Source organism: Bradyrhizobium sp. USDA 372 (assembly GCF_053629095.1).
Genome location: NZ_JBRJHR010000001.1, coordinates 3,423,332 through 3,448,978, shown reverse-complemented (window position 1 = coordinate 3,448,978; position 25,647 = coordinate 3,423,332). Strand labels below are relative to the sequence as shown.

Here is a 25,647-nt window from a genome sequence, read left to right as displayed (position 1 = left end):
GCTCCCGGATCAGATCAGCGCCACATCGTGGGCGCGCGCGACAAGGCTTCCGGGCCAACCTGCCTCAGCCCCTCGCGAGAAACTTCGCCTTTGGATGCTGCTTCCAGGATCTTCGATGCGACGTGAGCACGTGCACCGATCTCGCGGTGCGAGACGCTCTCGCATACTTCATCGAGGACCGCGCGCAAAAGCGCGGTGGTTGCAGTGTCGAACATGAGATGCTCCCTAAGGGAAAATCCTATTCTAGCCTAGTTTTGCCGGCTTGGGATTCGGGCATGTTAACCTTCAGGAATCCGTCGGAACTAGACGGGGGCTCTGGCGCCCGATGCCGATTCTAGCCGCGTTGCAGCGAGCACCAGGTGGGCCGACTCGGATGTGCGGTTGGAGCTAATGATAAGCGGCCGGTGACCAGAGCCAGGGTCGTCGATTGAGCTGAAGATCCCGTAGTGACGGAGCCAGCCTCCCAGCAACATCCCTACTACCCGTCCAAGGCGTTCCGGAGGGTCTTGAGAAGATCTTCGGACCTCCAGGATTTCCCGACATTTGCTGCGTCGCGCAGGACCGCATGGGCTTGGAGATCGGCGGCGACATAGCCGCTGGCGAGAATGAAGGGCACGGACATCGCCTTGAGCGCTTCGGCCACCGGGGTGACCCATTTCCCGGCCAGGTTGACGTCGAGGATGGCCCCGTCGGGCCGGTCATCTTTCAGCAACGCGAGAGCGGCGTCTACGTCTGGGATTGGACCGATCACGCGATAGCCGGCGGTCCTTAGCTCCGTCGAGCTCCAACGCGATGAGGTACTCGTCTTCGACTAGCAATATTCAGGGAGCGTCGTGCACAATGTGTCCCCAGGCTTCAAGGCTCCACAGGTGCGTTGATGTGAACTCTTAAACCAGTCGCCTCATACTTCAGTTCCGGTGCCGCGACCTTCAACGGCTGCTCCACTAGATCACCCAGATCAGTCTCGGTGCCGCCAGCCAGCCCAAGGCTCTCGGCTCCGGACACAGTTTGGAGTCGCCCCAGGAATGCATCGCGGAACTCCTTTGCTGAGCGGTCTTCCACATTTTCTGTCTGATTGGCGAGAGAGCGAATGATCCCGAGAAGGTTCTTCATTCGACGGCGCGTTTCGGAGAGGAGAATGTCTTTCTTGGCCTCGCTGTGCCGCCTCTCGGATACGTCCTCGAACAGGATCAAGATGCTGGTGCTGTTATTGTCAGGGTGAACGAGGCGCCGCGCACTGACCAGCATCGTACGGGCGCCGATGGTCGGGAAATCGGCCTTCACCTCGTATCCGACCACCGCCGTAGACCGGGAATGATCTCGCCAACCAGGCTTTTGAGTTCGTCCATGTCCCATTGACCGGTGCCTAGGCTGAATAGGCTGCGCCCCACCGTGTCGTCGCGACTAACCCTGAAGGTTGCGTAAAACCCCGCGATTGGCCGTCAGAACACATCGGCTTGGTCAAGGACCAGCAGGGATTCCTGCAGGGTGTCAACGATCCCTTGCGCCTGGACATGCTCGCTGCGCCGAAGCCAGTACAAATCTTCCAAATGCATTCTTGCCTCTCACCTCAGCATTAGAGTTCCCTGAACCCGGTACATAGGGAGCTGGAGGGCAACCGAATTGCGCTGGAAATAACCTCTGTTAATGGGGGCCCATTTCGCATTTTCGGCGTTCCATGCGTTAATAGAGCATGGACAGCGAACCCATTGTCGACGACCTCAAACGACAGCTCGCCGCAGCCCACGCCGAAATAGTTGAGCTCCGGGGTTCGCCGCAGCGCTGGCAAACCCTGCGCGCGGAGGAGGAAAAGTACCGCGCCATGTTCGATCTGATTGACGAGGGCTTCTGCATCGTCGAGGTGATCGAAGGAGAACGGGAGCCGATCGACTATCGCTTCCTGGAGACGAACGCCTCGTTCGAACGCCAGACCGGTTTGGTGGGCGCCGTAGGCCGCAGAATGCGCGAGTTGGAGCCAGAGCACGAGGAGCACTGGTTTGAACGCTATTCCCGGATCGCTCGGACGCGCACCCCCGAACGTTTTGAAGATCGTGCCGACGCACTCGGCCGCTGGTACGATGTCTATGCGTTTCCCGTCGGCGCGCCCGAACAACGACGCGTCGGCATCCTTTTTCGCGATGTGATCGAGCGCAAGCGCGCGGAGCAGCAGCAGTTATTGTCGAACAAGCTTTTGCGCACGACGGTTGATAGTTCGCTGCAGATGATCCAGCTGTTCAAAGCAGTACGAGACGAACATGATACGATCGTCGACTTCGAGTGGCTCCTCACCAACAAGAAGTGGAACGAGCGCTGGGGATCGAATGTCGGAAAGCGCCTGCTCACCGAAAATCCGGCAGCTGTGGAGTCCGGCGTCTGGGGCAAGTTCCTGGAAGTGATGGAGACAGGCGCTCCGATCACGCACGAGCACTTCTATAGGCAGGAGCAGTTCGACGGCTGGTTTTTGCAAACGATCGCAAAGGCCGACGACGGCATCTTGCTTTCAACACTCGACATTACCGATCAAAAACTCACCGAAGCGGCTTTGCGCAACAGCGAAGCTGAGTATCGCATGCTGTTTGAGGGCATCGGCGAGGGATTTTGCCTCTGCGAGCGCGTTGCCGGCGAGCCGGTCGACTATCGCTACCTTGCAGCCAATCCCGGCGTTTCAGCGTCAGAGTGGATTCGCTGACCCGGTCGGCATGACGATGCGAGAACTCGTGCCCGGGATCGAGGAATCGATTATCGAACACTATCGCCTGGCGGAGGAAACCGGACAGCCGCAGCGGTTCGTGTCGCACGTAGCGGTGCTCAACCGTTGGTTCGAGATTGAGGCAACATCGGCGACGCGGCCGGGCCGCATTGCGATCCTTTTCAGGGACATCAGCCAGCGCAAGCACGCAGAGGCCGTTCTGCGCGAGAACGAGGAACGGCAGGCGTTCCTGCTCAAGCTGACCGATGCACTCCGCCCGCTCGCGGATGCCCAAGCGATACAGGCGACCACCGCCCGGCTACTCGGCGCGCATCTGGGTGTGGACCGCGCGATGTATGCGGAAGTGACGGGCGAACCCGGCTCGGAGACAGGGGTAATCCGCGGCCAGTTCATCCGGCCTGCAACTCCGGGCCGGCCTGCTCCGCCCCCGTTCCCGGATCGTTTTACTTACGAGAGCTTCGGCACTGATGTGATGGGGAGACGCTATAGCGGCGAAGGTCTCGCCGTCGCAGATGTGAACGCCGACGCGGGGTTCGATGCGATCGAAAGCGCGGCATGGGCCAGCGTAGGCGTTCGCGCGGCGATTGTGGCGCCGTTGGTGAAAAGCAAGCGGCTGGTCGCCGAACTGGGCGTTCACTCCGAGACGGCGCGCATATGGACGCAGGCTGAGATCTCGCTGGTGCACGAGGTCGGCGAACGAACGTGGGCCGCAGCAGAGCGCGCCCGCGCCGAAGCCGCGCTACGCGAAAGCGAGGAGCGGTTTCGTCAGTTCGCCGATGCATCTTCCGATGTTCTGTGGATACGCGACGCGCACACGTTGGCGGCAACTTATGTCAGTGCCGCCGCGGCAAGGGTCTACGGAACGACTCCAGAGAGCCTGATCGACAACCAACACTTTTGGGATTCGCTGATCGTGCCGGAAGATCGTTCCAGAATGAGGGTGCAGCTCGAGAATGTGGGTCGCGGCGAGGCCCTTTTAGAAGAGTTCAGGATCTTGCGGCCAAGCGACAATGTGTTCCGCTGGATACGCCGCGCCGCTTTTCCTCTCATCGATGCGCAAGGCCAGGTCCAGGGCGTTGCAGGCATCTCGTCGGACGTCACCGAGACAAGGCTCCTGACAGATCATCAGGCCGTGCTGCTGGCCGAGTTGCAGCACCGGGTTCGCAACATCATGGCGATGATGCGCTCTGTGACTTCGCGGACGGCCGAACGCGCAGATAGCGTGGCCGATTACGCCTCGCTTATGGCCGGACGGCTGCTTGCGTTGTCGCGCGTGCAAGCTCTGTTGACGCGCGCGGCGAACGCCAGCGTCGACATCAAGACGATCGTGAGCGGAGAATTAAACGCACAGGCCCACCACAGCAATCAGTTCAGCACGGATGGTCCCGATATAGAGCTTTCTCCGAAAGCCTCAGAAGTTCTCACACTAGCGTTCCACGAACTAACCACCAACGCCCTCAAGTACGGCGCCCTCTCCTCGACAGATGGGAAGGTATCCGTCTTCTGGACCACCTTCGAACGACGTGGCACAACCTGGCTGGGGCTTGATTGGATCGAGGGAGGTGCTCCGCGGGCCTTCCTAGAGGTCGGGAAGCGCCCGCGGCGGGGATTTGGAACCGAGCTTATCGAAGGCCGTATTCCATATGAGCTCGGCGGCAGAGGCAGCGTGTCTGTAGGACCAAACGGTGCCCGGTGTCGCCTGGAATTCCCGCTTGGCGCCGGCGCAAGTATCTTGCAAACTGACGCACCTCAGGCCGCCACCGTCTTTGGAGGAGCACTCGACATGGGCAGCGCACCGGACCTGAACGGCAAGACTGTCCTCGTGGTAGAGGACGATTATTATCAGGCGACGGACACCGCCCGGGCGCTCGCCGGGGCAGGCGCAAACGTTATCGGCCCCTGTCCGACGGAAGATGCCGCACGTATCGAACTGGGAAAACAGCGACCTGACGCAGTCGTGCTCGATATCAACCTGGGTGAAAGGCCGACCTTCGAGCTGAGCGCAACGTTGCTTGAACAGTCAATTCCGTTCGTGTTCGTGACGGGGTACGATCAGGACGTCATCCCGGAGGGATACGAGCACATCGAACGTATCCAGAAGCCCGTGCTTTTGCGCCAGATCGTCGAAACGGTTTCGCGGCTGGGGGGAACAGCAGTTCAGTGAGCCGCGCTGCTTCCAGTCCCGTATTCTAAAAGGAGCGCCTGAAGACGTAGAGAGCTCCCATTAGGAACCAACGGCTCCGGTGGGACTTGGCTGCAGACGTAAAGTCCCGTCCTAGAGAAACCATGCCCCATTCGTTTCTACGAAAGTTGCGGCACGGCGCGAATCTGGCAGAGAGTGACGCACGCGAACTGGTTGCATCCGCGGGACCCGTTCGAACTGTCCGCGCCGGTGAAGATATCATGCGCGAAGGAGAAGAGTCTCACGGTCTGCCCTTGATCCTCGAGGGGTGGGCAGTCCGCTCTCGCTTTCTTTCCAACGGCAAACGTCAGTGCATCTCGCTTTTGATTCCAGGTGACCTTGCAGAACCCTTCGGCGTCTTGCCGCGCTTCCTTGACCATTCAGTCTCCGCCGTTACACCCGTCAAATTCGCGCCCGTTTCAGTTACGGCGCTGCGTGGCGCAGCACGAGCCAGCCATTCGATCGAGGAGGCGCTTTGGTGGGACCTTCTCATGTCGATAGCGATTGAACGCGAGCACATCGTTAGTCTCGGCCGCCGGGCGGCTGTCGAGCGCGTTGGTCACTTGCTTTGCGAGTTGCACATCCGCCTTACCTTGGTGGGCCAGGCCGACGACAAGGGCTTTGATCTTCCGATCACTCAAGCGGACCTGGGCGACTTGCTCGGGCTTTCGACTGTACACATCAATCGATCCCTTCAGGAATTACGGCGGCGCAATCTGATATCGTGGAGGGCGCGGCGTCTAACGCTTCACGATCTTAAGGAACTTCGCGATCTGTCCCTGTTTGATGAGAACTACCTTCACGTGGCGGTGCATCCTGTCGGAAAAATAGGTGGATAGATCCGCCCTGTTTGCGAGGTACCATGAGCGAAGATGATATGCGCGCGCGGCTCAAGGAGCTTGAGGCCGATAACCAGCGTCTTCGGCGGCTCCTGGATCAACGCAATGCGCCCGCCGAACTGCGCCACCGCCTTCGTAACACGCTTTCAATGTTTCGTTCGATTATCCGCGGATCGGCGGTCACTCCGCGCGATCAGGAGGGATATGCCGCTCACCTTGAGGATCGGCTGAACGCCTTTGCAAGAGCGCAGGCCGCAGCGGATGAATTTGGCAGAGTTCCGTTGTGGGAGTTGTTGAGCGAAGAATTACTTTCCTATGGCGTCTCTGATGGCGAGCGAGTCAGTTTGAATGGACCCGAGGTAGCGTTTCAGCCGAGACCCGGGCTCGTCTTCGCGCTGACAATCCATGAGCTGGCCGTCAATGCCGTCGAACACGGCTCGCTCGGCTTAGGAACTGGCCGGATCGAGGTGAACTGGCGCGTTCGTTCGCTCTCCAGCGGACCATGTCTGGACTTCGTTTGGAAAGAATCGGGTGATGTCCAGGTTTCCGGGAGTGACCATCGAGGCTTTGGCACCGAAGTTTTGACAAAGATGCTCCCCTACGAGCTTAGTGCAAAGGCAAGGATCGATTTTGAACCGGAGGGGCTCCGCTGTTCGATCTCTCTGCCTTTGCCGCCAGACACGGGTTCAGCTGAGGAAAGTTGATCTAACGCTGGACAAAAGGATTCAGCCGAAAGTGGACATGCTAACCTGGGTTAAGGCCGCCCACACGCTCGGCTGCTACGGGTTATTCAACAAATCACCTGGGCGTTCAGGTCCTCGGCGGCGCGTGCTCCTGCACCAGGAGCATCCGTGACCAGCATTGCCTTCACCTTCGCGATGGCATCGAGGCGCTCGGCCCGACAGGTTCAACACTTCTCACGCTCCGTAAGCTCGCCCACATCGTAGGTGCTGCCGCCCGCGAGTTGATCACCGACGGCGCACTCGCATTGAGATCGACTTCGGCTATCCAACCAACGCCGCGAGGCGAGCGGCATGGGGCTTCAGGAAACTTAAATGACCAGCACTGACCGTTCCGATCCCCTGGTGAGCGGAGTCGATGACGTCATGATCACAGCCGAGCTGGCGAGCCGACCCTCGCGGGCCCCAGAGCACGAGAGCGAGAGCCGAGCGCTCGCACTTCTGGCCGAGGAGATGGCCAGCAATCCACGCGGCGTGCTCCGGAAGTGCGCCGAACTGGTCATGGAGCTGTGCAAAGCGGATTCCGCCGGCATCAGCATTCTGGAGCCCGGGGGAACAAGCGGTATCCTGCGCTGGCACGCTGCAGCAGGCGGGTTTGCGCCGAACCTTCATCGCACCATGCCCCAGGAGGCGAGCCCCTGTGGGACGGTGATGGAACGCGACCGCGTCCTGTTGTTCAACGAAGCCGAGCGGTTCTTTCCGGCCCTCCGGGATGTCGAGCCACGGATTTACGAGAACCTGCTCGCCCCCTGGCATGCGAAAGGCAAGGCGGTGGGCACCCTCTGGGCCATCCACCACACGCCCGAGGGACGGTTCGATGCAGAGGATGCGCGCGTGCTTCAAAGCCTTGCCCGCTTCGCCGCAGCCGCCGTCCAGATGATCTCCGCCCTCGACGAAGCCACAGCCGAACGAAACGAATTGGAGCAGCGCACGAAGGCCCTGCACGCGAGCGAGGCCCGGCTCGCGGCAGCCATAGACCTCGTCGGTCTCTCACCATACACCTGGAATCCGGTCACCGGGGCACTTGAATGGGATGCCCGGCTCAAGGCGATGTGGGGGCTGCCCCCTGACGCTCATGTTGACAAGGCGGTGTTTCTGTCCGGCATCCACCGCGAGGATCGCCTGCGTGTCGAGGCTGCTATCGCCGAATGCATCGATCCTGCTGGTTCTGGTCTCTACGCCATCGAATACCGCGTCATCGGAATCGGGGACGGGATCGAGCGCTGGGTCTTCTCCCGTGGCCAAACGGCATTCGAAAATGGCCAGCCGGTGGGGTTTACCGGAGCTGTGCTCGATACAACGACGCGCAAGTTAGCCGAGGAGGCTCTGCATCAGAGCGGAGAGCGGCAAGCGTTCCTGCTGAAGCTCAGCGACGCTCTGCGTCCTCTAGCAAATCCTGTCGAGATCAAAACCGAGGCAGCCCGCGTGCTCGGTCGTCACCTGGGTGCCGGCCGAGCGGCCTACGCCGAAGTGGAAGTAGACGGCGCGCACTTAAAGGTCGATCGCGACTACACTGATGACGTACCGAGCTTCGCCGGCCGCCACCCGTTCGAAAGCTTCGGCCGCGCATTCGTCGCGGGCCTCCGCGCCGGCCGCACCGTCTCGGTGGCCGATGCGGAGCACGACGCGCAGTCGGACGAGACGGAGAGGGCTGCCTACGCCGCCGGCAAGATCCGCGCCGCCGTGGCCGTCCCCCTCATCAAGGGCGGACGGCTCTCCGCCGTCCTCTTCCTGCACTTCCCGGCGCCGCAAGAGTGGAACGCAGAGCGTGTGGCGCTCGTCGAAGAGACGGCTGAGCGCACGTGGGCCGCTGTGGAGCGCGCCCGTGCGGAGGCCTCGTTGCGCGACAGCGAGGAGCGGTTCCGGCAATTCGCCGATGCGTCCGCGGCGGGCCTTTGGATCAGAGATGCAAACAGCCTGGAGATGGACTTCGCGAGCCCCGCTGTCGGCTCGATCTACGGCGTCCAACCCGATGAGTTGCTAGGGGACGTGAAGCGGTGGGCGGCGCTGGTCGTGCCTGACGACCGGGATGAAGCCCTTGCACATTTAGAGGCTGCGCGGCGAGGTGAGACAGTCATCCACGAATTTCGCATCCAGCGGCCGTCCGACCGCGCATTCAGGTGGATCAGGAACACTGGCTTCCCGCTCGAGGATGCCGATGGGTGCGTTCAGCGGATCGGCGGGATCGCCGAGGACATTACCGCTGCCAAGCTGGCTATAGAACACCAAGGCGTGCTGCTGGCGGAGCTTCAGCACCGCGTGCGCAACATCATGGCGGTGATCCGATCCATGGCGCTGCGTACCGCAGACGGCGCCGCTGACGTCGCGGACTATCGGTCATTGCTGGAGGGGCGCCTCTTGGCATTGGCGCGGGTGCAGTCCCTACTAATCCGCGAGGCGAATGCGGGTGGTTCTCTCCGAGAGATCATCGCAAGCGAGGTCAGCGCACAGGCGCATCGGGACGATCAGTTCGAGCTGGACGGTCCTGAGATCAGGCTGTCGCCGAAGGTGGTTGAGGTGCTGACCTTAGCCTTCCATGAATTGGCAACCAACGCGCTCAAGTATGGCGCGTTTTCGGTCCAGGACGGCCGGCTAAGCGTGTCATGGAAGCCATTCGAAAAGCGCGGACGCATGTGGCTGGCACTGGACTGGACGGAGACGGGCGCACCGCCGCGCGAGCCGTCCAAACGTCGCGGGTTCGGCAGCGACCTCATCGAAGGCCGCATCCCCTACGAGCTTGGAGGAATGGGTAAGATTACTCTCGAACAGGATGGCGCGCATTGTCGAATGGAGTTTCCACTAAAAGAAGGAGAAAGCATCCTCGAGACGGATGCGCCCAAGCCTGTGACCATATTCGGAGGAACGCTAGACATGACTAATGCACCTGATCTGACCGGCCGAAAGGTCCTTGTGGTCGAGGATGACTACTACATCGCTGGCGACACGGCCGCGGCGCTGCGCGGAGCCGGGGCAGAGGTCCTCGGTCCTTGCCCGGACGAGGATACCACGCTTAGCCTTTTTGATTCACAGATGCCCACGCATGCGGTGCTGGATCTGAATTTGGGCGGCGGCGGCCCGAAGTTTGCGATCGCTCGTTGGCTAAAGGAACGCGGTGTGCCGTTCGTCTTCCTCACCGGCTACGACCAAGATGTCGTCCCAAATGAGTTGGCAGACGTAGTCCGATTGCAGAAGCCACTTCCACAGCGGAAAGTCGTGGAGGCAGTCGCGGATCTGAAGGCCTGACGTCGGCTGTTCGCCTCTAAGCAGACATGCGCTCGTTGCGCGCCGATGGTTCTGATTTTGATCCGCAGATGCGATCTCGTTCGATGCATCGGCCCTCTAGGAACGTGCCAAGAGTATACTGCAGTGTCCGTAATAGCCCGGAGGGCGTTTCTTGGCGCTCTTATGATAACTGAGTGGCATGTCAGCAAACGTCCCCGGTAAGAACGATGGGCAACCCCTTTGCTCACGATGCGGATCCGCTCTGAACCTAGTGCAGCATCTGCTTGATCCGACGAGTGGCCGCACGGTTCGGCTCTTCTCTTGCATTTGCGGCGAGCAAGCGTGGCGGGACGAGGCTGCTCCACCACCCTCTGCACTTTGACCTTTGGAACGATCGATTTGACGTAAGAAGCTCCTTTGTGCTGCTTACGCCCGTTGAGCCGTTCCCCGAGAGTTCCGAGTGTTGCGCGCCTGAATTGGTCGCGACCACGACTAACGCCACGCAACGCAACTTACAGGCAGTCCGGCGAGATGGTCCAAACCGCCGTATGCTTGATCTCGGCGTCTTCTAGTTCGCGGGTCACGGGTACGCGATAGTCGGCGAGTCGGACAAGTTTTGCCTTCGGAAGGAAAGAGCGCCCGGGGTCGCCGATCAAGATAGTCGCGCCGGCGCGCGCGTGGTCGGCCAGGAATGCGAAGGCACGCGTCGCGGTGTCTCGCTCATAGAAGATGTCGCCCGCGAGGATGGTCTGCCATCGGTCGTTTGCTTTGGTGTCGAGCACGTCCTCGCGGCACGATGTGAGGTGGACCTGGTTGACCTCCGCATTGAGTTCGGCCGCCGCGATCGCGAAGGCGTCGATGTCCGACACGGTCACCCCGACCGCGCCGGCCTTCATCGCCGCGATGCCGACGAGTCCGGATCCGGAAGCGATGTCGAGCACGCGCCGGTCCCGCACGCTATCGGGATGATCGAGTACGTAGCGCGCAAGCGCTTGGCCGCCGGCCCAGGCAAAGGCCCAGAAGGGCGGGGGAAGGCCGGCCTCGTTCAGCTCGTTCTCGGTCTGCTGCCAGAGCGGCAGCGATTCATCGGCGAGGAAGATCGCGATTTCCGGCACCAGCGGCACCGATCGCAGCCGGGTGTTGGCGCGGATGAAGGATTGCGGGTCGGCAATTGTCGTGGCTGTCAAGGCGGGCCGTCGCTGTCTCGGTCCCCTGATGACTAGCACGAGCCGTCTCGCCCCGCGAAGGTGGTCGCAGTCCGTTGCTGTTCGGACATCGCATCTCCTACCACTTGTCCCTTCTAGTGTCAGTCAAATGGCTGGACCATCGCGCGGGCGACATCGAGAATCCTGACAGCCTCGAGATCAGCGAACATCAAGGAAGCCAGAGGTAGGCTTCGGGTGCGCTATGTCCTTCAGCGCGCGGTGCGTGCACGTCGCGCGGGCGTTCGGCGACGCGACCTTCACAACCCGAATGGGTAGGTGTCCGGGACGCCGGTAGGGCGATGTTCCGGCTCCAAGGGACGGACGGCATGCGTTTCGTCGAACCACACGAACGCGTCGAACTGCTGCGGCAGCGAGGCTTCCGCGTAGTGGCTTTGCAGCTCGGTGATTGGACGGTAGATGACGCCGATGAAGCGTTCGAGGCGCGGCTCGAGCAGGCGACGCCGGAGACCTTCGTCCCGGCGGAATTCGAGCAGGCCGCTCGCCGCACCTGCGTCGTGGAAGAGACGTTCATAGCTGTCCGACCGGGAAGGCCGCACCGGCATCACTTCCATTTCGGCGTCCCAATTCGACGCGGCGGCGACGGTGCCGGTGTGCGTACCGAATCCAATTGAGGATGCTGCTTCGGCGAACTTCTCTCGGCAAAGCTGCCCGATGTTGAGTTCGTCACGGACGGCGCCCATCTCGGTATAGCGGGCGTCTCCGATGTGGGAGTTGTGGGCCCAGACCACGGCCTTGGATCGGGGGCCTTGCGCGTCCAGAATATGGCCCAAGGTCTCGAACATGTGCGTGTCGCGCAGATTCCAGGATTCGGCGCCGCCATAGTACATTATGCGATAGTAGCGCTCGGCCGCGGCGATCAGCCGGGCGTTCTGGGCGGCGTCCAGGAAGCTGTCCGGATCGTTTGCCGCGTAGTCCAGTTCCTTCTTCAGGATATCTTGGCACTGTCGAAGGATCTCCGCCTGGCATTTCCGATAGCCTTAGCCTTCGGTCAGGACGGCGCGGCCGTAGGTCGAAGGCTCACGCTGCCAAGGCGTCAGGCATCCGTAGCGTTCGCGGGCTACCGCTGCGGCTTCGGGATCCACCTCATTGAGGTAGGCGAGAACGGCTGCGATCGAACTCCGCATGTTGTAGATGTCGAGGCCGTAGAATCCGGCCCGCTCGCTTGCCGGCTTCGCGTCATTGTGTTTGCGCATCCATTCGACGAAGGCGGCGACATCTTTATTGCGCCACATCCAGGTCGGGAAGCGTTCGAAGGGCCTCTCGCGCGTGCCGCGGGTCGTTCGCTGACGAACATACCGGTCGACGGCGGCGGCGTCGGGCCAATCCGCTTCGACCGCGACGATCTTGAAGCCATGCTTCTCGATCAGGTGGCGCGTGATGGCGGCGCGAGCCTGGTAGAACTCCGACGTGCCGTGACTGGCCTCGCCCAGCAGAACGATGCGGGACTGCGCGAAGCGGTCCAGCAACTCCCCAAAGGCTGGATCGTCGAAACTCGGCAAGGGTTCGATGGCGGCGCCGATCATTTCCGGCAGCGAGCGGAAGCGCGTGCGCCCGGGGACGTGATTGCTGGCGGAGCGCGTGCCGTCCTCGGCCCATCCGTGCTCTCCGATCAGGGGTACGAAGCGGACGGCGCCGAAGGTTTCCTCGGCATATTCCGTCTCGCTCAGGCGCGTGATCCGAAGCAGCGACTGTTCGCCTTCGCGACTGCCGACCGGGATGACGAGGCGCCCGCCGACGGCCAGTTGCGCCTTGAGTGCATCCGGTACGGTCGGGCCGCCGGCGGCGACCAGAATGGCGTCGAATGGGGCTTCTTGCGGCAGGCCGCGGGAGCCGTCACCGGTGTGAACGATGCAGTTATCGTATCCTAGCGCCTCGAGACGCTGTGAGGCGATCCTCGCCAGATCGCCATGTCGCTCGACGGTGTGAACCGTTCCAGCGAGCCGCGAGGCGACCGCCGCGGCATAACCCGAACCGGTGCCGACCTCGAGCACCTTGTCTGCCGACTTCAGCTCGGCCGCCTCGCTCATCAACGCGACGATGTAAGGCTGCGAGATGGTCTGCGCGTTCGCGATCGGCAACGCACAATCCTCATACGCGAATTCCTCGAAGCCGGATTCGACGAACCGCTCCCGTGGGACCTCTGCCATGACATTCAGAACGCGTCGATCACGAATGCCGCGGCCGGCAAGTTGCACCTCGACCATGCGATTGCGAAGTTGGGCGGATTCGGCCATCGCAGCACCTCCTTCGAAGTTCTGGTGCGAGAAGCCAATCAGGGGAGGCCTGCCCGGTTCCTTTCCGGATGGGCAAACCTCTGCGGCCGCAGTCTTTTCAGCGGCAAAGCAACCTTTGTTAATGGTGCAGCCGACGCACCCGCTCTAAGGTTAGGTTGGTCGCCGGACTTCAGCCGCCGACCTGAGCAGAGATCGTCCATGAGAGAACTCGACGACCGGACAAAGGCCAATCTCGACGTTGTGCTGGAAGAAGCTTGCCGGGGGCTCCCCCACGGCGGCGATCATGAACTGAGAAGGCAGATCGCCGAGAGAATGCTGGAGAGCGCCGTCGCGGGAAATACCACGCTCGCGGGTCTGACCGACGTGGCGAAGGCGGCCCTGGCAGAGGCGACGAAGAGATCGGCCTAGACGGCGACGCGTGGCCCGACGCGTAGCAAGAGTCTTCTCCCGCTGCTGGCTCGAAGGGGAGCTTCGAACGACATCCTCAATTGTCGGCTCGTTGGAGTAGCCGGAGGCAACCGACCGAACGCGCGCGCCCGACCCAATGCGGGCATGAAGAATTTTTAGTACTGAACAACGTCTCGATCTGCGCATTCAAAAGGCATGGACCTAGATCGGGAGAATCTGGCAATCAGCGCTGTGTGCCGCGAGCTGGCCAGGGTGTTTTCGGGAGAGATCAGCACTCGAAACCTGCCGGATCTAAAAGCAGAGCTGGTGGCACAACTTCGCAACGTCGCAGGACGCTCGCCCGGCCGCGAACGTCCTTAATCGACCATTAAGCATTTGGTTAAAAATTGTCGATAGGGTCGCGAATGGACAGCATTGGCGCGCAGCAAATCCCGGATTGGACATCTCAAGAGCTGGACCGACTTCTTCAGTTGGCTAGAACCAGGGCAACCGCGGCAGAGGCAGCCAGATTGTTGGATCGGCGGGTCGGCTCGGTCCGTCGCCAGGCTCGGCAGCTCGGGGTACTCCTCTACAAGGAAAGATCCTAGCCGGGCACTGAGTCATGCAGGACCGATCCTCCCAACGCCGCCGCGTTCTCAAGGCTGGCCAAATCGTGTTCGGCTCATCGGTCGTTGATTGCATCGTGCGCGACGTTTCCGGAACGGGTGCGCGTATACAAGCGCAAGGTCCACTTTGGTTTCCCGATAGCTTCGTGCTCGCGATAGCGTCGGATCGCACCTCCAGACGCTGCCATATTGTTTGGCGGAAGGACGGTCAGATCGGCGTGGCTTTCGACGAGTAAAGCCGCCTCAATGGCCGGCCCGAAGGCACTTCTGAACCTCGACCGCTGCTGAGCGGCCGCTCAATGACGTCCGCTCACCAGTGATGGTGGTGCCGCCACCCGTAGTGGTGTCCACGGCCTCTGCCCCAACCGTAATGATGCCCACGACCTCCGCGGTGACCCCATCCATGACCGTGTCCCCCTTTCACCTGAATTGCGCTCGGTTCAGACGCGCCAATCGCATGCGGTGTTGCGAAGGGCATCGCCGAAGCCGGAAGCGCGGCAATCGCAGCGAAGGCGAACGCGACGAATGCGGACAGGCTAACGAACTTCACGTGTTCACTCCTCCAAGCCGAACTGAGCACTTTGCAATGTGCGTCAGATCGTTCAATGAGGATGGCGGGAAAAAGTTGCATCAACGCACTCGTTGGGGAAATGCGGGTGCAATAAAAACGGCCCCGGCTCCGCGAGCAGCACAACGAGGCCGGGCCGAAAGTGAGTAGCGGTCTCGGCTGCAGCCTCCAGCGAACTACAAACAACGCCAGGAAAAGGTAGCCCTCCTGTGTCATTTGATACATCGAGGGCCCAAGCTCTTTGATAGACGTTTCTGAACAGGGGGGCAGGCATGGACCGGCTCAGGAAGGCGCTCGGGCACCTCGAGGCTCCGGATTGCCCGAATCGTTTTACTCCGATGAGATGGTTTCCCTCTGAATTGGTGCGCGACGACGGAGAAAGCTCGATCGCTCACCTTTTCGTCTGCCCAACGTGCAAACGCCCGCAGCGGACGGTCTCCAAGTTCACGCCCGTCAGCGTCCGGCCCGACAAGATGGCGGCTCCTCGCTTGTCATCGATCGAAGACAACAGACGCCCGCGCCGAACTGGCGGACGGAGCCGTAGCCCGCCGCCAACTTCGAAAGTAAAGGACGCGACGCGAGTTGCTCGCTGCAAAGTCGCTACTTTCGCTGCAAGGCGGTTCGAAGAGCCTTGAGGAGATAGTCGGGCCTCCACGATTTCCCGACATTGACGGCGTCGCGCAATACTGGAACGCCTTGAAGATCGGTGGCCGCGTAGCCGCTGGCAAGAACGAAAGGTACAGACATCGCCTGGAGCGCTTGCGCCACGGGGGTGACCCATTCTCCAGTGAGGTTGACGTCGAGGATGGCCGCGTCGGGCCGATCAGCCCTCAACAGCTTCAGAGCGCCATCAATGTCTGGGACGGGACCGATCACGCGGTATCCGGCCGCTCTCAACTGGGTGTCGAGCTCCAATGCGATGAGGTACTCATCTTCGACAACCAAGATTCGGGGAGCGTCATGCACAATGTGTCCCCGGGGGTTCAAGCCTCCACAGGCGCGGTGATGTGAACCCTTAAACCGCTTGGCTCATAGTTCAGTTCCACGGCGCCGCGTAAGCCCTGCACGGCGCTGAGTTCGATCAGCTTGGAGCCGAAGCCGGCGCGAGTTGGCCGCGTGACGGGTGGGCCGTTTTCCTCTCGCCAGTCGATGTGAAGAATGGTCTTGTTCTGCTCCTCCGACGTGCGCCAGCTGAGGTGCACCAGCCCGCCGGACTTGGAGAGAGCCCCATATTTCCAGGCATTAGTGACGAGTTCATGCAGAATGAGGCTCATCGGCACGACCTGCCGTGGGCTGAGGCGAATTGCTGGCCCTGCGATCAGCCGGTATCGCTCTGGGCCAGCAGCCTTCAACGACTGCTCCACCAGAACACCAAGATCGGCTTCAGCTTTGCCCGACAGTGCGAGGGTCTCGGCTTCGGCCACAGTTTGGAGCCGGCCCAAGAAGGCATCGCGGAACTCCTTGGCTGAACGGCCTTCCACATCTGTCTGATTGGCAAGAGAGCGAATGATCCCGAGCAGGTTCTTCATCCGATGGCGCGTTTCGGCGAGGAGAATGTCCTTTTGGGCGTCGCTGTGCCGCCTGTCGGTCACGTCCTCGAACAGGATCAAGATGCTGGTGCTATTGTTGTCGGGGTGAACGAGGCGCCGCGCACTGACCAGCATTGTGCGCGAACCGATCGTCGGGAAGTCGGCTTTCACCTCGTATCCGACGATGGCGGTGGACCGGGAGATGATCTCGCCAACGAGGGCCCTGAGATCGGGTATGTCCCATTGACCGTTGCCAAGGCTGAATAGGCTGCGTCCAACAGTGTCATCCCGGGCCACCCTGAAGGTTTCGTAGAAGCCACGGTTGGCGGTGAGGACACAACCGCTCTGATCAAGCACCAGGAGGGGCTCCTCCAGAGTATCAACGATCCCTTGCGCCTGAACGTGCTCGCTGCGCAGAAGCCGATACAAGTCTTCAAGATTCATCTGCCCGTCCCGCACCTCAGGAAGTTTACGTTAGACTAGTATGGCGTGCAGTCGTTCACAATCGGAATGGGCTCGGTCTGCCGGCGCCTAGCGGGGGGTAGAGTATGCTCTTCACCACTGAGGCCTATTCGGCCCCGCTGGGCTCAGACCCTTCTTGTGCTTGCCCTGAAGTTGCTGAGGCAAGGCGAAACCGTGCAAGCTTTGTTGCTCTGCGAAATACGTCCTCAGGAACCCTGGCCGGGCCCGCCCGGTTGGACGGCTGACAATCAAATTAGACGAGGACATCGACATGTCTAAGAAGCTCTTCGCCCGCGCGTTGGTCGTCACGGCTCTTTCGGCGGTTCCGCTGCATGCTTTCGCAGAAGACGCCGCGACCGATTCCTACAAGCAATCGATGGAGAAAATGAATGCGGACATGCAGAAGGGCATGGATCCGGATGCGACCAAGGCCTGGGCGAAGATGATGATCGCTCATCACCAGGGCGCCATCGACATGAACAAGGTCGTCCTGAAGGAGACCAAGGATCCGACGATCCGGAAGATGGCCGAAAAGGGAACGAGCGAACAGGAGGCCGAGATCAAGCAGCTTCAGAGCTGGCTCTCGAAGCACGGCGGCTAGTCTATGACGGGCGCGTGCTGAGCCGCGCGCGTAGTCGCCGGCAACGGCTGCAGCGACCGTTAGGCTGACACAGCCGCGCCGGACAGGTTCACTTGTCCTTGTCGCCCATGTGATGCGGATTGGTTGTCGACGGACCGCCGGTGTAGTGGTGCCCTCCGGAGGTCGTCTTCTTGGAGGAGCCGACCGTGTCTTTGGGGCCCATGTGGTGGGGGACCTCGGTTTTCGGACCGCCACTATAGTGGTGGCCGTTTTTTTCCTTGTCGGCAGTCTGAGCCATCGCGGGCAGCGCAAGCGACGCGGCAGTTACGACGGCGAACATTGTCCTGATGATCATGTGCTTTCTCCCGGGCTGAAGATGGCTCATCGAAGCAGAAAGACCGGTTTCCGTCTTTGACGTGCCTCAAGGTCGCGGGGAGCAAGCTCAAGCCCGGACGCGTCGTGCTTCCGGTCCCTTCCGGATCGAAATGCGCTTGACCGAATCCGCTATACGGCCAAGCACCCCGGTGAAGTCCGGAAAATCGATCATCGCGATCAGCAGTCCGATGATCCAGAAGATGTTGTAGTGGGTGAACATCGCGAGAAGTCCCAACGTCGCGACGAACTGATACTGCACCTTCTGGGCCTTATGGGCGATGTGCTCCGGCAGATGATGCAGGCGGAGCATAAGGACGCCGAACAAGAGGATGATCAGCACCAAAAAGATCGCCATCGGGATCAGCAACAGATCGGCTTGCCCTAGTCCTGCGACGAACCATGGCAAATGTGCAGGAACGATCGAGGGTTGAGTATCGCTCAATGGAAACTGCTCCGCGGAGGCAAGGTTCGGCCTCGAACTACAGTGGCTTCCGTCGTCCAAGGATTGACCTAGGTCAACGGGGAGCGGTCCAGTGGTAAGGTTTCGGTTGACGTGCATCAAGCGGCCTCGCGGCGGAACGGGTCATCCTGCGCCCAGCCAACCGCAATAAGGAGCTTGTCATGCGCGCATTGACCCTCGCCGCCGCGATACTCGCCTCGGCCATCGGGTATTCTGCCTGGGCTCAATCCGACGCCGACCACCAGGCTCACCATCCGGACCAGAAGGAAGCGCCTGCGCCAAAGACTACCGGGCCGCCGGAAACGCCGCGCAGCGCCGTCCCTCACGGAGCTATGGGCGGCGGCATGATAGACATGGTGGGCGCGAACATGCCGATGTCGGACATGATGCGGATGATGGGCGTGATGCGGCAGTCCGGTGCGGATGGAATGGGCGGCATGGAGACGATCGACCGCGTCGAGGGCCGGATCGCTTTTCTGCGGACCGAACTCAAGATCACCGACGCACAGCAGTCCGCCTGGAACGCGTTCGCCGACGCGTTGCGGACCAACGCTAAGACGCTCGGAGGGATGCGCGGTTCGATGATGATGCCGCAACAGGGCACCGACCTCGTCGAAAAGCTGGCGCTGCAGGAAAAATGGCTCGCAGCGCGCCTCGAAGGCACCCGTGCGATGAAATTGGCGCTTACCAACCTGGCCGGAACGTTTTCCGAGGAGCAGAAAAAGACCGCGGACGAACTGCTCGCGCCGCACATGGGCATGATGCCGATGATGGCGGCGATGCGAGGCGGCGCCACGACGGGCATGGGGATGCCGGGCAGCAAGCCGCCGAAGTAGCCTCGGTCAGAAAGGCGACCGGCGAGCTTCGGGCTCCTCATTTCGCCCGCCGAGCAGGCAGGTCCTTCGCGCCGCCCGGCGTCGGCTTGGATTCGAGTTCGGCGATCAGTTGCTTCATCTCGCCGATCTCCCGGACCTGCGCCTCGATGATTCCGTCCGCGAGCTTGCGGACCCTCGGATCCTTGATGTGGGCCCGTTCGCTGGTCATGACGGCGATCGAGTGGTGCGGGATCATGGCCTCCATGTAGGAGACGTCGCCGACCGTCTCTTGGCTTCGCACCAGCCACCGCGACCCGCCGAACGCGATGGCGGCCGCCAGCACGATCGCCGCATTCGTACGCGAATCCTTGTACATGCTCCACATGAAGCCGAGCATGATGACGGCCATCATGGCTCCCATCAGCAGGGCCATCCACGCCCTTGGTCTGGCTGAAGAACACGTGATCGAGGGCCCACGTGTTCAGATACATGAGCCCCTACATCACGATAGTCGAGACCGCGATCATCGCGGCGAAACGGGCATAGGACATGGCCGGCGCTCCGGTTGTTTATCGGGGCCAATGGAGAGCGTTCGCGAAAGTTCCGGTTGCCCGCGTCCGTAGTTGATCTGCCTCAACAATGATGGCAACGGCAGCACTAAGCTCCCAGCAGCCATAGGAGCGTGCCGATGTCGGTGCAGGACCATTCCGGATATCGAGAGCGTCCTCAGGAGGGCATGTCCACCAAAGCGAAGGCCGGCATGGTCCTGCTGGGATTTCTGGCCATCGCCGGCGCGCTCTTGTTCACCGAGCACCGGGCCCACGTGCTCGGATTGCTGATCTGGCTGCCACTTCTTGCATGTCCGCTGATGCACTTCTTCATGCATGGAGGGCACGGCCACCATCACGGCGGCCGTCGACCGAACGATCCAAGGAGCCCATGATGCACGACACCGCACCCGCCTACGGCCTATGGAGCCTCGTCATCGTCAATTCGGCGGTGTTCGTCCTGTTCGCCTACAGCTTCTTCAAGCCGCAGACGTCCCGCGACTGGCGCTCGTTCGGAGCCTTCAGCGCATTCCTGGTGGCGCTGTTCGTCGAGATGTACGGCTTCCCGCTTACCATCTACTTCTTTTCCGGCTGGCTGCAGTCGCACTATCCGAACGTCGACTGGTTCTCGCATGACGCGGGCCACCTGCTCGAGATGATGTTCGGCTGGAAGACCAATCCCCACGCCGGTCCGTTCCACATCCTGAGCTTCATCTTCATCGGCGCGGGCTTCATTCTGATCTCCGCCGCGTGGAGGGTGCTGTACGACGCGCAGCAGACCCGAAGCTTGGCGACCACCGGCCCCTACAGCTACGTCCGCCATCCGCAGTACGTCGGCTTCGTCCTGGTCATGTTCGGCTTCCTGCTGCAGTGGCCGACGATCCTCACGTTGGCGATGTTTCCGGTGCTGACGATCATGTACGTCAAGCTGGCGCGCGACGAGGACCGGGACGCGAGGGCCGAGTTCGGCGAGGCCTACGCGAAGTACGCGGCGGAAGTCCCGGGCTTCATTCCGCGCCTGAGCCGGATTCTCGGGCAAGACTCGACCGGCAGTTATCGTCACGGCTGATGCTGATCCGGAGCGGCCACGATGCGCGAGGCGTTGGGCCGCTGGCGACTATCCTCGATGCTCCTGGCGACCTCCGGCGTTCTGTTGGTCGGCGTCGGCCTCTACTTCCTTTTCCTCCGGCCACCATTGCTGCCGGAGGATATCCGATACATGAATCTGACCCCGGCCGAACTGCAGTCCATCGGGCCGAGGCTGACATCGTGGCTCTCCCAGGTATTCCGCGTCCTAGGCGGCTACGTGGCGGCGACCGGAGTGCTCGCGCTCACGTTGGCGTGGACGTCCTTCCGCGACCGTCGGGCGGTCGCTGCAGCCGGCGCCGGCATCGCCGGCGGGGTCTCGATCGGGTTGATGGCCACCGTCAACTTCATGATCCATTCCGATTTCAGGTGCTGCTCGCCATGTCCCTGGTCTGGGCCGCGAGCATCGCGGCGTTCGTCCGTGAATCCGCCGTTGTTCCAGAGGCGGGCTCGGGACTCTGACCTACGTCAATACCGGAGGGGCGGATCCGGACGACAATCCCTGCTCGAAAGGGCAGCCATGAGCGACTCCGTGTTCATCGCGAAGGGACTGACGAAGACCTACGTCTCCGGCGAGGTGATGGTGCATGCCCTCAATGACGTGGACCTCGAAATCGCCGAAAAGGAAGTGGTCGTGCTGCTTGGGCCGTCCGGCAGCGGCAAGACCACATTGCTCAACATCATGGGTGGTCTCGACCGACCGACCAGCGGCAGGCTGTTCTTCCGCGACCTGGATCTGACCGACCTCGAAGATCGCGAACTCACGAAGTATCGCCGCGATCACGTCGGCTTCGTCTTCCAATTCTACAATCTGGTGCCGAGCCTCACGGCCTACGAAAACGTCGCGCTGGTCACCGAAGTCGCCAAGAACCCGATGCGGCCTTCCGAGGCCCTCGCGCTGGTCGGACTCGAAGAGCGGATGCATCACTTTCCGGCCCAGCTCTCCGGCGGCGAGCAGCAGCGGGTGGCCATCGCCCGCGCGATCGCGAAGCGCCCGGCGGTGCTGCTCTGCGATGAACCCACTGGCGCGCTGGACTCAAAAACCGGAATTCGCGTCATCGAGGCGCTGCTCGGCGTGAACCGACAGCTCGGCACGACCACAGTCATCATCACCCACAACGCCAGCATCCAGGAAGTCGCCGACAGGGTGCTATTTTTCGCCGACGGCCGGATCGCCCGCGTCCGGACAAACGAGACCCGCCGGGAAGCGGCCGAACTCACCTGGTGACAGCATGAGCGCGCTCGACATCAAGCTGTTTCGGGACGCCAGGCGGCTCTGGGCGCAGGTTCTCGCCGTGGCCCTGGTCGTCGGTGGCGGTGTCGCGACGCTGGTGCTCGCGGTGGGCTCGCATCGATCGCTGGAGGAGACCCGGATCGCGTACTACGAACGCTATGGTTTCGGCGACGTGTTCGCCGAGGCCAAGCGGGCGCCCAAGGCGCTCGCCGACAGGATCGGCGAGATACCGGGCGTCGCCGCGGTCGACGCCCGCATCGCCAAACCGGCGTTGCTCGACATTCCCGGGTTTTCCGAGCCCGCCAGCGCGCGGTTCGTCTCGCTACCCGACAACAGCGAGCCACATCTCAACCGGCTCTACGTGCGTTCCGGACGGATTCCGGAGCCGGGGCGGGCCGAGGAGGTCGTCGTCAACGAGCCGTTCGCCCGGGCTCACGGCTTCGCCGAGGGCGCGCGGTTCTCGGCCATCCTGAACGGCAAGAAGCGCGAGCTCGTCATCGTCGGCACCGCGCTGTCGCCGGAGTTCGTCTACACGGTCGGCCCGGGCGACCTGATGCCGGACGACCGCCGCTACGCCATCGTCTGGATGTCGGAGAAGGCGCTCGCCGGCGTCTACGATCTCGACGGCGCCTTCTCGGCCGTGTCGGTCAAGCTGCAGCCCGGCGCTTCCGAGCGCGAGGTGATCTCGCGGCTCGATGCCTTGCTCGACCCCTATGGCGGGCAGGCGGCCCACGGACGGAAGGACCAGACCTCGCACGCCTGGCTCGATCATGAGCTCGACATGCTCAACAACATGAGCCGCACCCTGCCGCCGATCTTCCTGCTGGTCGCGGCCTTCCTCGTCAATCTCACCCTGACACGCCTAGTCGCGCTCGAGCGCGAGCAGATCGGCCTCCTGAAGGCGCTGGGCTACGCCGACAGCAGCATCGTGCTGCACTACTTCAAGTTCGTGGCGCTGATCGTCGTCATCGGAGTGATCCTGGGCGGCGTCGTCGGCACATGGCTCGGATATCGCGTCACCGCCCTGTTCGGGGACTTCTTCCACTTTCCGTTCCTGGTGTTCGCGAAGGCGCCGGATCTCTACGTCACCGCCGGCGCGCTCAGCGCGGCTGCCGCCGCCATCGGCGCGCTGCGGGCGCTGCGCGAAGTGGTCAAGCTGCCGCCGGCCGTCGCGATGCAACCGCCGGCCCCTCCGGTGTACTGGCGGCTGCTGCCGGCGAGCGTCCAACTAGATCAGATGGTCTCGCAGCCCACGCTGATGATGATCCGCAACATCGCCCGACACCCGGTCCGGGCGGCCTTCACGACGCTGGGGATGGCGCTGGCGACCGCGATCCTGGTCGTCTCGCTGTTCACGCGCGACACCATGGAGCAACTGATCGACGTGACGTACTTCCTCGCCGATCGACAAGATGCGACCATCGGCTTCGCCGAGAAGCGGATCGAGAACGTCGTGCTGCAGGTGAACCGGCTGCCGGGCGTTCTGGGGGCCGAGCCGTTCCGCGAGGTGCCCGTCCGGATCCGCCATGGCAACCTGGAGCGTCGGATCACGATCAGCGGCCGGCCCGCCGGTGCCGATCTGCGGCGCATCATCGACGCCGACCTCCGGCCGGTCGCGCTTCCGGAGACCGGCCTCGCCATCTCCGCCATGCTCGGGCACATCCTCGGGGTAGGGTCCGGCGACACGGTCGAGATCGATCTGCTGGAGGGCGCCCGTCGCACGGTCAGCATGCCGATCGTGGCGACCGTCGAGGACTATTTCGGTATTCGGGGAATGATGGACATCGAGGCGCTCCGCAAGCTGATGCGCGAGGCCCCCCTCGTGAACAGCGTGAACCTCAGCCTCGACGACAACCGCAAGGAGGACTTTTACGCGGCGGTGAAGTCCATGCCGACGGTCGGGGGCGTCGCGTTGCAGCGGGTCTCGCTGGCGAACTTTCGCAAGACCGTCGCGCTGCTTGTCACCACGATGGCGAGCATCTACACCGGGCTCGCCGCCGTGATCGCGTTCGGCGTCGTCTACAACAACGCCCGGATCTCGCTGTCCGAACGGGCGCGGGAGTTGGCCAGCCTGCGCGTGCTGGGCTTCACGCGCGGCGAGGTGCTGCGCATCCTGCTGCTCGAACTCGCTATCCTCACGCTGGTTGCGCAGCCACCCGGCTGGCTGATGGGCTATGGGCTCGCTTGGGTCATGAAGACGAACCTCGCCGGCGAACTGATGCGCGTCCGCCTTGTCGTCGAGCATTCGACCTATGTGGTCGCCACATCCGTCGTGGTGATGGCAGCCATCGCCTCCGCGGCCGTCATCCGCCAACGCATCGACAACCTGGACCTCGTCGCGGTCCTCAAGACGCGAGACTAGCCATGCAGGCACAGCGGATCAAATGCATCATCGGCGCTGCGGCCCTCGCCGCGATCACGGGAGGACTGGCGTGGTTCGCCTGGCCGCGTCCCGTTCTAGTGGACCTCGCAACGGTTGCGAAGGGGTCGATAGAAGTCACAGCGGATGACGACGGCAAGACCCACGTCCGCCACGTCTACACGGTCTCCGCGCCCATCGCGGGAAAGGTCCTCAGGATTTCTCATCCACTCGGCGAGCAGGGCCCTTCGCTTCACGTCGGCGATGAGGTCGTGGCCAACCAGACCGTCATTGCGCTGATGCAGCCGACGCTGCCGGGCTTCATCGACGTCCGCTCGCGCGACCAGCTTCAGGCGGAGGTCCTTGCCGCGGACGCCGCCATCCAGCAGCAGGAGGCCGAGGTGAAACGGATCGAAGCCGCGCTGGAGTTCTCCAGAACCGAATTCCAGCGGGCGCAGACGCTGCTGCGGACGCAGTCCACCTCGGCGCAGGCATTCGACAAGGCGAAATTCGAGGTGGCGACGAGCGAGGCGTCGCTGGCGAGCGCAAAGGCCCAGGTCGAGATGCGTCGCGCGGTGCGCGCCAGTCTTGCCGCGCGGCTAATGGACCCGGCGAGCACGGCTCCGTCGGCGGAGCCGACCTGCTGCGTGCGGGTGCTGGCGCCGGCGAGCGGGAAGGTGCTGGCGATCGTCCAGGACAGCGAGGCGACGGTTCTGCCCGGGACGCGTCTCGTCGACATCGGCAACCCCCTCGATCTGGAGGTCGTCGCCGACCTGCTCTCGACCGATGCGGTGCAGATCAAGGTCGGCGCCCCCGTCCGGATCGACGGCTGGGGCGGACAGCCCATCAAGGGAAAGGTGCTCCGCGTGGACCCCGCCGGCTTCCTGAAGGTCTCGGCACTCGGCATCGAGGAACAGCGGGTCCGGGTGACGATCGACTTCGCGGATCCGCCCGAGGCGTGGGCCTCGCTCGGCCACGACTACCGGGTCGTCGTCCACGTGACCACCTGGAGCGCTCCGGGCGCCCTGACAGTACCGGTGAGCGCTTTGTTCCGGAAAGGCGACCAGTGGGCCGTTTTCGCCGACGAGAACGGGCGCGCGAAAGTCGTTCCGGTCAGCATCGGCCACCGCAACAGCCGGCAGGCCGAGGTGCTCTCCGGGCTGTCTGCGGGGGACCGCGTGGTGCTTCATCCCAGCGACCGAATTACTGACGGAACGAGGATGGCACAACGCAACTGAAGCCCTCCTTCTTTCGCCACCTCGGAATGGCTCGAAATCGACCGAGTTTGACGGCCGAATCGGCCGGTCAGGTGGTACACAGCGGTGGTCACAAATCGTGGCCGCGCTATTTAGGAATCCTTGTTTTACGGCGGATTTCGCGCAATCGCGGCATCGGGGAAGGGAGTCCCACTCTCTCCGCCAAGACGGTGTAGCACCACTTCCATCTGTTCGATGCGAACGAGGTG

The 25,647-nt window shown here is 62.4% G+C and carries 23 protein-coding genes and 1 pseudogene; 14 read left to right on the top strand and 10 right to left on the bottom strand.

All coding sequences use genetic code 11. The features are described 5' to 3' along the window. Positions 1 to 14 precede the first annotated feature (14 nt). The 3 genes from AB7M16_RS16370 to AB7M16_RS16360 form a co-directional block, all read right to left on the bottom strand. The gene (locus AB7M16_RS16370) at positions 15 to 215 is read right to left on the bottom strand and encodes a hypothetical protein (protein ID WP_453944499.1); all 201 of its coding nucleotides are present in this window, start codon (positions 213 to 215) and stop codon (positions 15 to 17) included. A 263-nt stretch (positions 216 to 478) separates the two neighbouring features. Continuing rightward, positions 479 to 712 carry a hypothetical protein gene (locus AB7M16_RS16365; protein WP_453944498.1) on the bottom strand — a complete coding sequence of 78 codons (234 nt, stop codon included), beginning with the start codon at positions 710 to 712 and terminating at the stop codon, positions 479 to 481. A 143-nt stretch (positions 713 to 855) separates the two neighbouring features. Next, a complete protein-coding gene (locus AB7M16_RS16360) occupies positions 856 to 1,284 on the bottom strand; it encodes an HWE histidine kinase domain-containing protein (RefSeq protein WP_453944497.1) in 429 nt (142 codons plus the stop codon). A gap of 409 nt (positions 1,285 to 1,693) precedes the next feature. Between AB7M16_RS16360 and AB7M16_RS16355 the strand changes: the two genes are divergently transcribed. From AB7M16_RS16355 to AB7M16_RS16335, 5 genes are all read left to right on the top strand, one after another. After that, positions 1,694 to 2,689 carry a PAS domain S-box protein gene (locus AB7M16_RS16355; RefSeq protein ID WP_453944496.1) on the top strand — a complete coding sequence of 332 codons (996 nt, stop codon included), beginning with the start codon at positions 1,694 to 1,696 and terminating at the stop codon, positions 2,687 to 2,689. Between the two features lie 10 nt (positions 2,690 to 2,699). Further along, entirely contained in the window at positions 2,700 to 4,874 is a 2,175-nt protein-coding gene (locus AB7M16_RS16350) for an HWE histidine kinase domain-containing protein (RefSeq protein ID WP_453944495.1), read from the top strand. Positions 4,875 to 4,996: 122 nt separating this feature from the next. Continuing rightward, positions 4,997 to 5,731 carry a Crp/Fnr family transcriptional regulator gene (locus AB7M16_RS16345; protein ID WP_453944494.1) on the top strand — a complete coding sequence of 245 codons (735 nt, stop codon included), beginning with the start codon at positions 4,997 to 4,999 and terminating at the stop codon, positions 5,729 to 5,731. 23 nt (positions 5,732 to 5,754) lie between these two features. Continuing rightward, a complete protein-coding gene (locus AB7M16_RS16340) occupies positions 5,755 to 6,435 on the top strand; it encodes an HWE histidine kinase domain-containing protein (RefSeq protein WP_453944493.1) in 681 nt (226 codons plus the stop codon). Positions 6,436 to 6,786: 351 nt separating this feature from the next. After that, positions 6,787 to 9,714: a PAS domain-containing protein gene (locus AB7M16_RS16335; protein WP_453944492.1), complete on the top strand. Its 2,928-nt coding sequence runs from the start codon at positions 6,787 to 6,789 to the stop codon at positions 9,712 to 9,714. Between the two features lie 491 nt (positions 9,715 to 10,205). On the opposite strand, the gene AB7M16_RS16330 is transcribed toward AB7M16_RS16335, so the two are convergent. Continuing rightward, positions 10,206 to 10,880, bottom strand: coding sequence for a class I SAM-dependent methyltransferase (locus tag AB7M16_RS16330; protein WP_453944491.1), 675 nt, complete (start codon positions 10,878 to 10,880; stop codon positions 10,206 to 10,208). Positions 10,881 to 11,155: 275 nt separating this feature from the next. Further along, positions 11,156 to 13,153: pseudogene (locus AB7M16_RS16325) on the bottom strand (protein-L-isoaspartate(D-aspartate) O-methyltransferase). A gap of 198 nt (positions 13,154 to 13,351) precedes the next feature. Between AB7M16_RS16325 and AB7M16_RS16320 the strand changes: the two are divergent. Both AB7M16_RS16320 and AB7M16_RS16315 read left to right on the top strand, forming a co-directional pair. After that, complete coding sequence (locus tag AB7M16_RS16320) at positions 13,352 to 13,561, top strand: hypothetical protein (protein WP_453944490.1); 210 nt, start codon at positions 13,352 to 13,354, stop codon at positions 13,559 to 13,561. A 601-nt stretch (positions 13,562 to 14,162) separates the two neighbouring features. Then, entirely contained in the window at positions 14,163 to 14,402 is a 240-nt protein-coding gene (locus AB7M16_RS16315; protein WP_453944489.1) for a PilZ domain-containing protein, read from the top strand. 932 nt (positions 14,403 to 15,334) lie between these two features. Here AB7M16_RS16315 and AB7M16_RS16310 read toward each other — a convergent pair. Both AB7M16_RS16310 and AB7M16_RS16305 read right to left on the bottom strand, forming a co-directional pair. After that, positions 15,335 to 15,679, bottom strand: a complete 345-nt coding sequence (locus AB7M16_RS16310) for a response regulator (protein ID WP_453944488.1) — start codon at positions 15,677 to 15,679, stop codon at positions 15,335 to 15,337. Between the two features lie 38 nt (positions 15,680 to 15,717). After that, the gene (locus AB7M16_RS16305; RefSeq protein WP_453944487.1) at positions 15,718 to 16,707 is read right to left on the bottom strand and encodes a sensor histidine kinase; all 990 of its coding nucleotides are present in this window, start codon (positions 16,705 to 16,707) and stop codon (positions 15,718 to 15,720) included. 289 nt (positions 16,708 to 16,996) lie between these two features. On the opposite strand from AB7M16_RS16305, the gene AB7M16_RS16300 reads away from it, so the two are divergent. After that, complete coding sequence (locus AB7M16_RS16300; RefSeq protein WP_453944486.1) at positions 16,997 to 17,326, top strand: DUF305 domain-containing protein; 330 nt, start codon at positions 16,997 to 16,999, stop codon at positions 17,324 to 17,326. An 88-nt stretch (positions 17,327 to 17,414) separates the two neighbouring features. Here the strand turns inward: AB7M16_RS16300 and AB7M16_RS16295 are convergent, their stop codons facing one another. Together AB7M16_RS16295 and AB7M16_RS16290 are read right to left on the bottom strand one after the other, a co-directional pair. Beyond that, positions 17,415 to 17,660, bottom strand: a complete 246-nt coding sequence (locus AB7M16_RS16295; RefSeq protein ID WP_453944485.1) for a hypothetical protein — start codon at positions 17,658 to 17,660, stop codon at positions 17,415 to 17,417. Between the two features lie 87 nt (positions 17,661 to 17,747). Next, positions 17,748 to 18,182 carry a hypothetical protein gene (locus tag AB7M16_RS16290; protein ID WP_453944484.1) on the bottom strand — a complete coding sequence of 145 codons (435 nt, stop codon included), beginning with the start codon at positions 18,180 to 18,182 and terminating at the stop codon, positions 17,748 to 17,750. A gap of 119 nt (positions 18,183 to 18,301) precedes the next feature. Here AB7M16_RS16290 and AB7M16_RS16285 point away from each other — a divergent pair, with 119 nt between their 5' ends. Then, positions 18,302 to 18,976: a Spy/CpxP family protein refolding chaperone gene (locus tag AB7M16_RS16285; protein WP_453944483.1), complete on the top strand. Its 675-nt coding sequence runs from the start codon at positions 18,302 to 18,304 to the stop codon at positions 18,974 to 18,976. A gap of 37 nt (positions 18,977 to 19,013) precedes the next feature. Here the strand turns inward: AB7M16_RS16285 and AB7M16_RS16280 are convergent, their stop codons facing one another. Further along, positions 19,014 to 19,388 (bottom strand): DUF305 domain-containing protein, encoded by a 375-nt coding sequence (locus AB7M16_RS16280; RefSeq protein ID WP_453944482.1) that lies wholly within the window; start codon positions 19,386 to 19,388, stop codon positions 19,014 to 19,016. 255 nt (positions 19,389 to 19,643) lie between these two features. On the opposite strand from AB7M16_RS16280, the gene AB7M16_RS16275 reads away from it, so the two are divergent. From AB7M16_RS16275 to AB7M16_RS16255, 5 genes are all read left to right on the top strand, one after another. Then, positions 19,644 to 19,898: a DUF2933 domain-containing protein gene (locus tag AB7M16_RS16275; protein ID WP_453944481.1), complete on the top strand. Its 255-nt coding sequence runs from the start codon at positions 19,644 to 19,646 to the stop codon at positions 19,896 to 19,898. Beyond that, positions 19,895 to 20,572, top strand: coding sequence for a methyltransferase family protein (locus tag AB7M16_RS16270; RefSeq protein ID WP_453944480.1), 678 nt, complete (start codon positions 19,895 to 19,897; stop codon positions 20,570 to 20,572). The genes AB7M16_RS16275 and AB7M16_RS16270 overlap by 4 nt, the downstream gene beginning before the upstream one ends. Before the next feature lie 537 nt (positions 20,573 to 21,109). After that, entirely contained in the window at positions 21,110 to 21,817 is a 708-nt protein-coding gene (locus AB7M16_RS16265; RefSeq protein WP_453947196.1) for an ABC transporter ATP-binding protein, read from the top strand. 4 nt (positions 21,818 to 21,821) lie between these two features. Next, positions 21,822 to 24,185 (top strand): ABC transporter permease, encoded by a 2,364-nt coding sequence (locus AB7M16_RS16260; RefSeq protein ID WP_453944479.1) that lies wholly within the window; start codon positions 21,822 to 21,824, stop codon positions 24,183 to 24,185. Positions 24,186 to 24,187: 2 nt separating this feature from the next. Beyond that, positions 24,188 to 25,420 carry an efflux RND transporter periplasmic adaptor subunit gene (locus AB7M16_RS16255; protein ID WP_453944478.1) on the top strand — a complete coding sequence of 411 codons (1,233 nt, stop codon included), beginning with the start codon at positions 24,188 to 24,190 and terminating at the stop codon, positions 25,418 to 25,420. The last annotated feature ends 227 nt before the right edge of the window (positions 25,421 to 25,647 follow it).

Bases quoted from the DNA above. Each gene is read 5' to 3' on its own strand.
- AB7M16_RS16315 (WP_453944489.1), top strand. From the start codon at position 14,163: ATGCAGGACCGATCCTCCCAACGCCGCCGCGTTCTCAAGGCTGGCCAA.
- AB7M16_RS16265 (WP_453947196.1), top strand. From the start codon at position 21,110: ATGAGCGACTCCGTGTTCATCGCGAAGGGACTGACGAAGACCTACGTC.
- AB7M16_RS16305 (WP_453944487.1), bottom strand. From the start codon at position 16,707: ATGAATCTTGAAGACTTGTATCGGCTTCTGCGCAGCGAGCACGTTCAG.
- AB7M16_RS16320 (WP_453944490.1), top strand. From the start codon at position 13,352: ATGAGAGAACTCGACGACCGGACAAAGGCCAATCTCGACGTTGTGCTG.
- AB7M16_RS16300 (WP_453944486.1), top strand. From the start codon at position 16,997: ATGTCTAAGAAGCTCTTCGCCCGCGCGTTGGTCGTCACGGCTCTTTCG.
- AB7M16_RS16275 (WP_453944481.1), top strand. From the start codon at position 19,644: ATGTCGGTGCAGGACCATTCCGGATATCGAGAGCGTCCTCAGGAGGGC.
- AB7M16_RS16355 (WP_453944496.1), top strand. From the start codon at position 1,694: ATGGACAGCGAACCCATTGTCGACGACCTCAAACGACAGCTCGCCGCA.
- AB7M16_RS16255 (WP_453944478.1), top strand. From the start codon at position 24,188: ATGCAGGCACAGCGGATCAAATGCATCATCGGCGCTGCGGCCCTCGCC.
- AB7M16_RS16285 (WP_453944483.1), top strand. From the start codon at position 18,302: ATGCGCGCATTGACCCTCGCCGCCGCGATACTCGCCTCGGCCATCGGG.
- AB7M16_RS16280 (WP_453944482.1), bottom strand. From the start codon at position 19,388: ATGGCCCTGCTGATGGGAGCCATGATGGCCGTCATCATGCTCGGCTTC.
- AB7M16_RS16350 (WP_453944495.1), top strand. From the start codon at position 2,700: ATGACGATGCGAGAACTCGTGCCCGGGATCGAGGAATCGATTATCGAA.
- AB7M16_RS16345 (WP_453944494.1), top strand. From the start codon at position 4,997: ATGCCCCATTCGTTTCTACGAAAGTTGCGGCACGGCGCGAATCTGGCA.
- AB7M16_RS16295 (WP_453944485.1), bottom strand. From the start codon at position 17,660: ATGATCATCAGGACAATGTTCGCCGTCGTAACTGCCGCGTCGCTTGCG.
- AB7M16_RS16335 (WP_453944492.1), top strand. From the start codon at position 6,787: ATGACCAGCACTGACCGTTCCGATCCCCTGGTGAGCGGAGTCGATGAC.
- AB7M16_RS16270 (WP_453944480.1), top strand. From the start codon at position 19,895: ATGATGCACGACACCGCACCCGCCTACGGCCTATGGAGCCTCGTCATC.
- AB7M16_RS16260 (WP_453944479.1), top strand. From the start codon at position 21,822: ATGAGCGCGCTCGACATCAAGCTGTTTCGGGACGCCAGGCGGCTCTGG.
- AB7M16_RS16340 (WP_453944493.1), top strand. From the start codon at position 5,755: ATGAGCGAAGATGATATGCGCGCGCGGCTCAAGGAGCTTGAGGCCGAT.
- AB7M16_RS16370 (WP_453944499.1), bottom strand. From the start codon at position 215: ATGTTCGACACTGCAACCACCGCGCTTTTGCGCGCGGTCCTCGATGAA.